Origin of the sequence: Nocardioides sp., assembly GCF_029937575.1 — a bacterium.
Taxonomy (GTDB): Bacteria; Actinomycetota; Actinomycetes; order Propionibacteriales; family Nocardioidaceae; genus Nocardioides.
On sequence record NZ_JAPYPS010000112.1, the window covers coordinates 1 to 7,651 of the forward strand.

At 71.0% G+C, this 7,651-nt stretch carries 10 protein-coding genes and 1 pseudogene; 4 read left to right on the top strand and 7 right to left on the bottom strand.

The annotated features are described in order from the left end of the window. On the top strand, positions 1 to 212 hold a 212-nt coding region (locus tag Q1K33_RS20245; protein ID WP_300406656.1), incomplete at its 5' end, for a hypothetical protein. A 511-nt stretch (positions 213 to 723) separates the two neighbouring features. Continuing rightward, positions 724 to 855 (top strand): annotated as a pseudogene (locus tag Q1K33_RS20250) (SigE family RNA polymerase sigma factor); the annotation flags it as partial. A gap of 59 nt (positions 856 to 914) precedes the next feature. Here Q1K33_RS20250 and Q1K33_RS20255 read toward each other — a convergent pair. The 4 genes from Q1K33_RS20255 to Q1K33_RS20270 are packed head-to-tail and all read right to left on the bottom strand — an operon-like array spanning position 915 to position 3,266. Next, positions 915 to 1,748, bottom strand: a complete 834-nt coding sequence (locus tag Q1K33_RS20255; RefSeq protein ID WP_300406658.1) for an MBL fold metallo-hydrolase — start codon at positions 1,746 to 1,748, stop codon at positions 915 to 917. After that, complete coding sequence (locus Q1K33_RS20260; protein WP_300406660.1) at positions 1,748 to 2,641, bottom strand: NUDIX hydrolase; 894 nt, start codon at positions 2,639 to 2,641, stop codon at positions 1,748 to 1,750. The genes Q1K33_RS20255 and Q1K33_RS20260 overlap by 1 nt, the downstream gene beginning before the upstream one ends. Further along, a complete protein-coding gene (locus tag Q1K33_RS20265) occupies positions 2,638 to 3,105 on the bottom strand; it encodes a RidA family protein (protein WP_300406662.1) in 468 nt (155 codons plus the stop codon). The genes Q1K33_RS20260 and Q1K33_RS20265 overlap by 4 nt, the downstream gene beginning before the upstream one ends. 8 nt (positions 3,106 to 3,113) lie before the next feature. After that, positions 3,114 to 3,266 (bottom strand): hypothetical protein, encoded by a 153-nt coding sequence (locus tag Q1K33_RS20270; protein ID WP_300406664.1) that lies wholly within the window; start codon positions 3,264 to 3,266, stop codon positions 3,114 to 3,116. A gap of 179 nt (positions 3,267 to 3,445) precedes the next feature. Between Q1K33_RS20270 and Q1K33_RS20275 the strand changes: the two genes are divergently transcribed. Beyond that, positions 3,446 to 4,633 carry a hypothetical protein gene (locus tag Q1K33_RS20275; RefSeq protein WP_300406666.1) on the top strand — a complete coding sequence of 396 codons (1,188 nt, stop codon included), beginning with the start codon at positions 3,446 to 3,448 and terminating at the stop codon, positions 4,631 to 4,633. A 15-nt stretch (positions 4,634 to 4,648) separates the two neighbouring features. On the opposite strand, the gene Q1K33_RS20280 is transcribed toward Q1K33_RS20275, so the two are convergent. Beyond that, positions 4,649 to 5,290: a CoA transferase subunit B gene (locus Q1K33_RS20280; protein WP_300406668.1), complete on the bottom strand. Its 642-nt coding sequence runs from the start codon at positions 5,288 to 5,290 to the stop codon at positions 4,649 to 4,651. Positions 5,291 to 5,300: 10 nt separating this feature from the next. After that, positions 5,301 to 6,074, bottom strand: a complete 774-nt coding sequence (locus Q1K33_RS20285) for a CoA transferase subunit A (protein ID WP_300406669.1) — start codon at positions 6,072 to 6,074, stop codon at positions 5,301 to 5,303. Positions 6,075 to 6,206: 132 nt separating this feature from the next. On the opposite strand from Q1K33_RS20285, the gene Q1K33_RS20290 reads away from it, so the two are divergent. After that, the gene (locus Q1K33_RS20290) at positions 6,207 to 6,980 is read left to right on the top strand and encodes an IclR family transcriptional regulator (protein ID WP_300406680.1); all 774 of its coding nucleotides are present in this window, start codon (positions 6,207 to 6,209) and stop codon (positions 6,978 to 6,980) included. On the opposite strand, the gene Q1K33_RS20295 is transcribed toward Q1K33_RS20290, so the two are convergent. Continuing rightward, positions 6,975 to 7,651: hypothetical protein (locus tag Q1K33_RS20295; RefSeq protein WP_300406682.1), on the bottom strand; the 677-nt coding region annotated here is incomplete at its 5' end. The two genes, Q1K33_RS20290 and Q1K33_RS20295, sit on opposite strands and share 6 nt — an antisense overlap.

Sequence of the window (7,651 nt, forward strand, 5' to 3'; positions counted from 1 at the left end):
GCGACATCGCCCGCACCCAGCTCGCCCTCGACCTCGCCACCGACGACCCTGACGGAGACAACGACCACTCAGCCGGCACCAGCGGGCGTGGGGTCACGATCTACGCCCACCTCGACCCCGACAGCCTGCACGCATCGGTCGACAACCCCGGCTGCAACGACGTCCTCATCGAACACGACCGAGCTCGCGAGGGCGTGATCATTGGTGGTTGAGCAGCGACCGCGGGTGAGGAACGAACCCGCGACGGAGCGTGTCGAAACCCGGCGACACGACCGCCGACGACGACTCACCGGGCTTCGTCGACGCTCGCTGGCGCTCGCTGCTCAGCCTCCGCCGGTGGGAAGACCACCACGTCCAACCTCGCGCTCCTGTGTCGGCGCCACCACCGCACCAAGACCTTCTCCCCCTGGACCTACACCAGCCCCGAGCCCGGCGTCTACGACTGGACCAGCCCCACCGGCACCCGCTTCCGCGTCACCCGCGGCCGACGCCACGGCCGGATGCCCATCACCACCCAGATCCACCAGGTCCCACCCGACAGCGAGCCCTGAACACCGCGCCCCGCCACCCCGCCCACCACAGCGGGGCCATCGGCATGTCCCCGTCTGGCCGGGCGCCCACGATCGGCGCCTCAGCCGCCTATCGTGGGCGCGCTCCGAGGAATCTGACCGCCCGTACCTCCGAGCGAGCCGGCACCGGCGTAGGAGGGAGTGAGGAGGTCAGATGAGGACGCAGGACACCGACCACGCGGCATTCACCGCGTTCGTCGCCGCGCGCTCACCCGCGCTCCTGCGCACGGCGTACCTCCTCACCGGGGATGCCCACCTCGCCGAGGATCTCGTGCAGACCGCCCTCTTCCACCTGGCACTCCCAGCATCGTCGGGCAGCTGCAGGTGACTGCGGACAGACCCGCCTCAGGCCTGCTCGGCCAGGTAGGCCAGCTGCGCCCGGACCGACAGCTCGGCTGGGACCCAGAGCGACTCGTCGACGTCGGCGTAGACGATCTCGACGACCTTCCGCGGCAGCTCGTCGGTGGCCAAGCCCTCGGGGTGCGGCTGCGCCTTCAGCTCGGCCAACGCCTCGCGCACCTGCTCGAGGCGGGCACGTCGGTGGGTCAGGTAGTAGTCGAGGACGCCGCCCGCGTCGTCGAGCACCGGTCCGTGCGCCGGCCAGATCGTCTCGACGTCGCCGGACGTGACCAGGGCGCGCATCTTCTCGATCGACTCGAAGTAGGGGCCGAGCTGGCCGTCGGGATAGGCGACCACCGTCGTGCCGCGGCCGAGGACCATGTCGCCGGAGAGCAGCACCCTCTCCTGGGACAGCAGCAACGAGATCGAGTCGGCGGTGTGCCCGGGGGTGGTGACCACGCGTACGGCGAGCCCGCCGACGTCGAGCACCTCGTCGTCGGCGAGGGGGTCCGCGCCGATGCAGTAGTCGGGGTCCAGCGCGCGGACGGCGCACCCCTTGCGCTCGGCGAGCTCGGCGGCGACCTCGGAGTGGTCGAAGTGGTGGTGGGTGAGCAGGATCAGCCCGACGTCACCGGTCACCTCGTCGACGAGGTCGAGGTGACCGTCCTCGATCGGGCCGGGGTCGACCACGATCGAGGACGACGATCCCGGCTCGCGCAGCACCCACGTGTTGGTGCCGTCGAGCGTCATCATCCCTGGGTTGGGCGCGAGCAGGCACTCGCCGCGCGCGCCGAAGGAACCGCCGGCCCAGGTGTCCGTGGCTCCCGTTCCCGACGTCATCAGCGCCTCCGCTCGGCCAGCACCGGCCTCAGGCGATCGGGCATGGAGAGCGTGAAGCCCTCCCCCAGCGGCTCCACCGTCGGCGTGAACATCACGGCGGTCCGATCCGCTGCTGCGGCGAGCACCTCGTCGCGAGTCTCGAAGCCGGCGATCTCGAGAGAGGTCAGGTACGTCGGCGGCATCATCGCCAGCTCGCCCGACTCCGCCTGCGCCGCCGCCGTACCGGCCCGGAGCCAGGCCACCGACGACGACTCCGTGGAGACGTCGCGGGTGCGCTGCCCCTCGGGCAGCTTGGCGACGAAGAACCAGGTCTCGTAGCGCTTCGGCTCGAAGATCGGGGTCAGCCACGCGTCCCAGACGCCGAGCAGGTCCGAGCGCAGCTCCAGCTCGCGGCGGTTGAGGAAGTCGGTCAGGGACAGCTCGCGCGACTCGAGCGCGACGCGGTCGGCCTCCCAGTCGTCGCCGGTGGTGTCGGCCACGACGGTCGTGTCCGAGTCCGCGGCCGGCCCCGCGAGCAGGACACCGGACTCCTCGAACGTCTCGCGCACGGCAGCGCACACCAACGCCCGCGCGAGGTCCTCGTCACAGCTCAGCCGTACCGCCCACTCGGCCGGTGTCGGCCCGGCCCACGCCACCTCGGCGTCGAAGTCGCGCTTGTCCACTCCGCCGCCGGGAAAGACCGCCATGCCCGCGGCGAAGTCCATCGACACTTGCCGGCGCAGGTAGTAGATCTCGGGCCCGCCACTCGACTGGTCGGCGTCGTGAGTCTCGGCCAGCAGGATCACCGTGGCCGCCTGCCGCGGCTCGACCGGCGTACGGGTGCCGTCGACGTACTCGCGCGCCAGCTCGGCGACCGCGTCGGGCAGTGGCACCGGAGGCAGCGGGATCTTCACACCGCCACCAGGACCTCGACCTCGACCGGCGCGTCGAGCGGCAGCACGGCGACCCCGACGGCCGAGCGGGCGTGGATCCCGGCGTCGCCGAAGACCTCGCCGAACAGCTCCGAGGCGCCGTTGGCCACGCCGGGCTGGCCGGTGAAGTCCGGCGTCGAGGCCACGAAGACGACGACCTTGACGATCTGCTTGACCTGCGACAGGTCGCCGACCTCTGCGCGAATGGCGGCGATCGCGTTGAGTGCGCACTGCTGGGCGCAGGCCACCGCCTCCTCGACGCCGACCTCCGCGCCGACCTTGCCGGTCGTCATCAGCTCGCCCGAGCGCATCGGCAGCTGGCCGGAGGTGAAGACCTGGTTGCCGGAGCGCACGGCGGGCACGTAGGCCGCCACCGGCTTGGCGACCTCGGGGACCGACAGCCCCAGCTCGGTGAGGCGCTCCTCGGGGGTGCTCGCGGAACTCATGTCGGCGCCTACTGGGCCGGGCGCTTGAGGAAGGCGATCAGGCCACCCTGCGCGCTGGTCTGGATCGTCACCAGCTCCCAGCCGTCCTGGCCGAAGTTGTTGAGCATCAAGGCCTCGTTGTGGAGCGGAATCGGCGCCACCTGGTACTCCCATTTCGTCATGCTCGGCACCCTACTCGCGGTGCTCGGCCGGACGTCAGGCGCTGGTCGTCGCGCTGGGCGCCCTGGAGCCGAAGTAGCTGCGGGAGCCCCCGGGGCGCCGTTCAACGTTGTGGCCCGACCTCGCGTTGATCCTGCGTGGTGCGCCCGTGCCCCACCGCGACACCCCTTCGGAGACGCCCATGCACCGCACCCGTCAGCCCCTGGTCGCAGCAGCCCTGCTGTCCCTCATCGCCCCACTCGCCCTGACCCTCGCCGCGTCCGACGCCCGGGCCACGTCGGCACCGGAGCTGAATCTCAGCACCCTGCCGGGGCCGGGCAACCCCCTGCAGGTCGAGCGACTCGACCGGGACGCCCCGCCCCCGTCGCCCACGGAGTGCGTCGCCGAGAGCGGCGACCGCTACGACGACGACTGCTTCGACGTCGGCCTGGCGATCAGTGCCACCGAGCCCGTCACCGACGTCACCGTGACCGTGGTCGAGCACCGCGGCCTGTACGTCGACCCGCTCGTCACCACCATCGACGCCCTCGAGACCGACAGCACGCAGATCGTGAACTACGCCGTGCGAGCGCGTACGGCGGGGCTCCACACGCTGACCTTCGAGGTCACCGCCCCGGGCGCCGAGCCCCGCCGGGTCGGGCTCCCCTACGTGTGGCGGGCCGGTGGCGCACCGATTCCCGGCGACGACTCCTTGGCGGGGCGGATGTACGCCGCCATCGGGTTCGACTCCTACGACTGCACCGCCACGGCGGAGTGCGACTTCCGCACCTCCCAGCGCGTCGTCTTCGTCGACGACGAGCGCGCCGGCCGCGCGCTGGCGAGCAACGGGAAGGTGCGGTGCGGGAAGAGGCAGTCGTGCGCGCCGTACCACCACGACGACGCGAGCGGACTGGTGCAGATCGGCGGCACCACGATCGGGCGCGTGACCCGCCAGGCCGCCTTCTTCGACGGCGAGCGGTACTCGCGCCTTCTCTACCCCCGCCCGGGTCAGCGACTCGACGGCCTCTGGCAGTACGGCGCCAACGTCGACGAGGGCCGCGGCGTCGTCGAGCAACGGCTGAGACTGCGCGACTCCGGGCGGTTCCGGCTGCGGTACGCCGTCGACACGAGCCGCTACGGGAGGCCGGACGTCGGCTCGACGTACTCGAGAAGCCTGAAGGGCAGCTACCGGATCGGCGGCAACGGTCGGCTGACCCTCGTCGACCCGAAGCGTGACGTGACCAAGGTGGCGACTCTGGCCATCGTCGCGACCCCCACCGGCAAGCCACGCGCCGCGAGGAGAGGGCTGTGGCTGGACCTGGCGATCGACCCCCCGAAGGGCAAGGCGTTCGTCGACGGCAACAAGCTCATCCCGCTGCCGATCGGCTGAGCTCGGCCGGGATGGTCAGTCGAGCAGGGCGGGCTCGGTCTTGTCGCGGACCTCGTCCTCGGACACGCCGGGGGCGAGCTCGACCAGCACCAGCCCGCCACCCTCGGTCGGGGGTCGTACGTCGATCACGGCAAGGTCGGTGATGATCCGCTGCACGACCTTCTTGCCCGTGTAGGGCAACGAGCACTCCTCGACGATCTTGTACGACCCGTCACGCGCGACGTGCTCCATCAACACGATCACCCGCTTCGCACCATGGACCAGGTCCATCGCCCCACCCATGCCCTTGACCATCTTGCCTGGGATCATCCAGTTCGCGATGTCACCACCAGCCGAGACCTGCATCGCGCCCAGGATCGCCGCATCGATCTTCCCCCCACGAATCATCCCGAACGACGTCGCCGAGTCGAAGATCGACGCCCCCCGCCGCAACGTCACCGTCTCCTTGCCCGCGTTGATCAGGTCCGGATCCTCCTCACCCTCATACGGGTAGGCACCCGTGCCCAACACGCCGTTCTCCGACTGCAGCACCAGCTCGACCTCGTCGGGCACGTAGTTCGGCACCAACGTCGGCAACCCGATCCCCAAGTTCACATACGACCCGTCCGACAACTCCGCAGCCGCCCGCGCCGCCATCTGCTCACGCGTCCAACTCATGCCCGACTCCTCATGCCCGACTCCTCGTGGTCGACTTCTCGATCCGCTTGTCCGCAGCCTGCTCCGGACTCAGCTCCACCACCCGGTGCACATACACACCCGGGGTATGGACCTCGTTCGGCACCAGCTCACCCGGCTCGACCAGGTGCTCAACCTCCGCGATCGTCACCCGCCCACACATCGCGGCCAACGGGTTGAAGTTGCGCGCCGAGTCCTTGAACACCAGATTGCCGTGCCGATCACCCTTCCAGGCCCGCACCAGAGCGAAGTCCGCCACGATCGCCGACTCCAGCACGAACTCCCGCTCCACCCCGTCCACCGGGAAGGTCCGCGTCTCCTTCGGCGGCGACGACTTCACCACGGTCCCCTGCGCGTCGTACAACCACGGCAGACCACCCTCGGCGACCTGCGTCCCACCACCAGTCGCGGTGAAGAACGCCGCGATCCCCGACCCACCAGCGCGCATCCGCTCGGCCAACGTGCCCTGCGGCGTCAGCTCGACCTCCAGCTCCCCCGACAAGTACTGCCGCGCGAACTCCTTGTTCTCCCCCACATACGAGGCCACCATCCGCCGCAACCGCCCCGCACCCAACAACCGGCCCAGACCCCAGTCATCGACCCCCGCGTTGTTGCTGAACGCCTCCAGATCACCCACACCCGAGGCCAGCACCGCCTCGATCAGCACCGACGGGATCCCACACAACCCGAAACCACCGACCGCAAGCGACGAACCCGACCCGATGTCGGCCACCGCATCGGCAGCCGAGGAGACCACTTTGTCCATGGCGCAGACTCAACTCCGCCGGGCGCGGGCGGTCAACCTCGTCCACTGAACAGACGTGATCTGCTCACGACATGGCAGCGCCAGAGGCTGTGCGTTCACTGAGTGAACGCCCACCCGAGGTACGGTGGCGCAGTGGCGGCACCTCCGGACCTCGTGGCCAGGATCGGCCTCCTCCTGCGTGCCGTGTCAGCTCACGAGCCCGACGGCGCCACGACGACGCAGATCAGCGACACCAGCGGGCTCGCCCGACCCACGACCCATCGCCTGCTGACCTCCCTGGCGGGCCAGGGCCTGGTCCAGCGCGTCAGCGAGACAGGGTGGTGGCAGCTGGGACCCGAGCTTCACTTCCTCGGCCGCTCCGCGGCGGCCCGCTACGACGTCACCCACCTGGCCCATCCCGTCGTGCGCAAGCTGGCGATCGACACCGGGGAGAGCGCCTTCTACTCCGTGCGCCGCGGTGATGAGTCGATCTGCCTGATCCGCGAGGACGGCGCCTTCCCCCTGCGCTCCCACGTCCTCGACCTCGGGAGCCGGTTCCCGCTCGGGGTCGCCTCCGCCGGCCTGGTGATCCTTGCGTTTCTGTCCGGGGCGGAGCGTGACGACTACCTCCACCGGGCCGATCTGACCGCCGAGTTCGGGTCCGAGCACTCGGCCGAGAAGCTGCGCCATCGGCTGGACACCACCCGAGCCGCCGGCTTCGCCACCAACCCCGGGCTCATCGTCGAGGGGAGCTGGGGGATGGCCGCAGCCGTCTTCGACCCGGACGACGTCCCCGTCGGCGCGCTCAGCCTGACCGGCGTGGCCGACCGCTTCTCCGAGGGCCGGCGCCCGGAGCTGGGAGCGCTGCTCCTGACAGGGGCCCATGCCCTGTCCACCCGGCTCGCCCAGCGCCACCAGCCGTCATGACCCCACCCGGAGCGCCCACGACGGGTCGGTGACCACGTCGGCCAGGGCCTCGAAGGAGACCCGCGGGGCCTCGCTGAGCACCTCGCCGCCCAGGCTGCTGCAGTTGCAGACCAGGGCCGTGACCGCCTTGGCGTCGGTGCGGAAGTACGTCGCTGCGCGCAGCACGCCGGCGGAGCCGTCGAGGCGCAGGCGTCCCTCCTGCCCGATCGGGGCGAGGAACGCCCCGTCGGCCGGCACCTCGTAGGTCGCCAGCACCGAGCCGTCCTCCCGCACGTCGCACGTCCCGTCGTCGCGCACGAGCCGCTCGCACCGCTGCTCGGCGTCGGAGCGATAGCGCTCCAGGGACAGGTCGGCCAGATAGGCCTCGCCGGCCGGGTCGGGCGACCACTCGAAGCGCGCGGTGAACACGACCTTGCCGACGGTGCGGTAGTACCGGGTGATCGAGGGGACCGCGGTGCCGCCGACGACGTCCTTGAAGAACCCCGCGGGTCGGTAGCCGCCGCCCTCGATGATCGCCGGGGCCGAGACCTCGTCGGCGGGCGCGACGGGGGCGTCGTCGCCGAGCAGTCCGGGTACGACGACCACGCCGGTCACCGTCACGGCGGCGACCGCGGCCCCCGAGACCAGCCCGGCGCGGGCGCGGCGTCGGCGGCGACGACGCACCAGCGCAC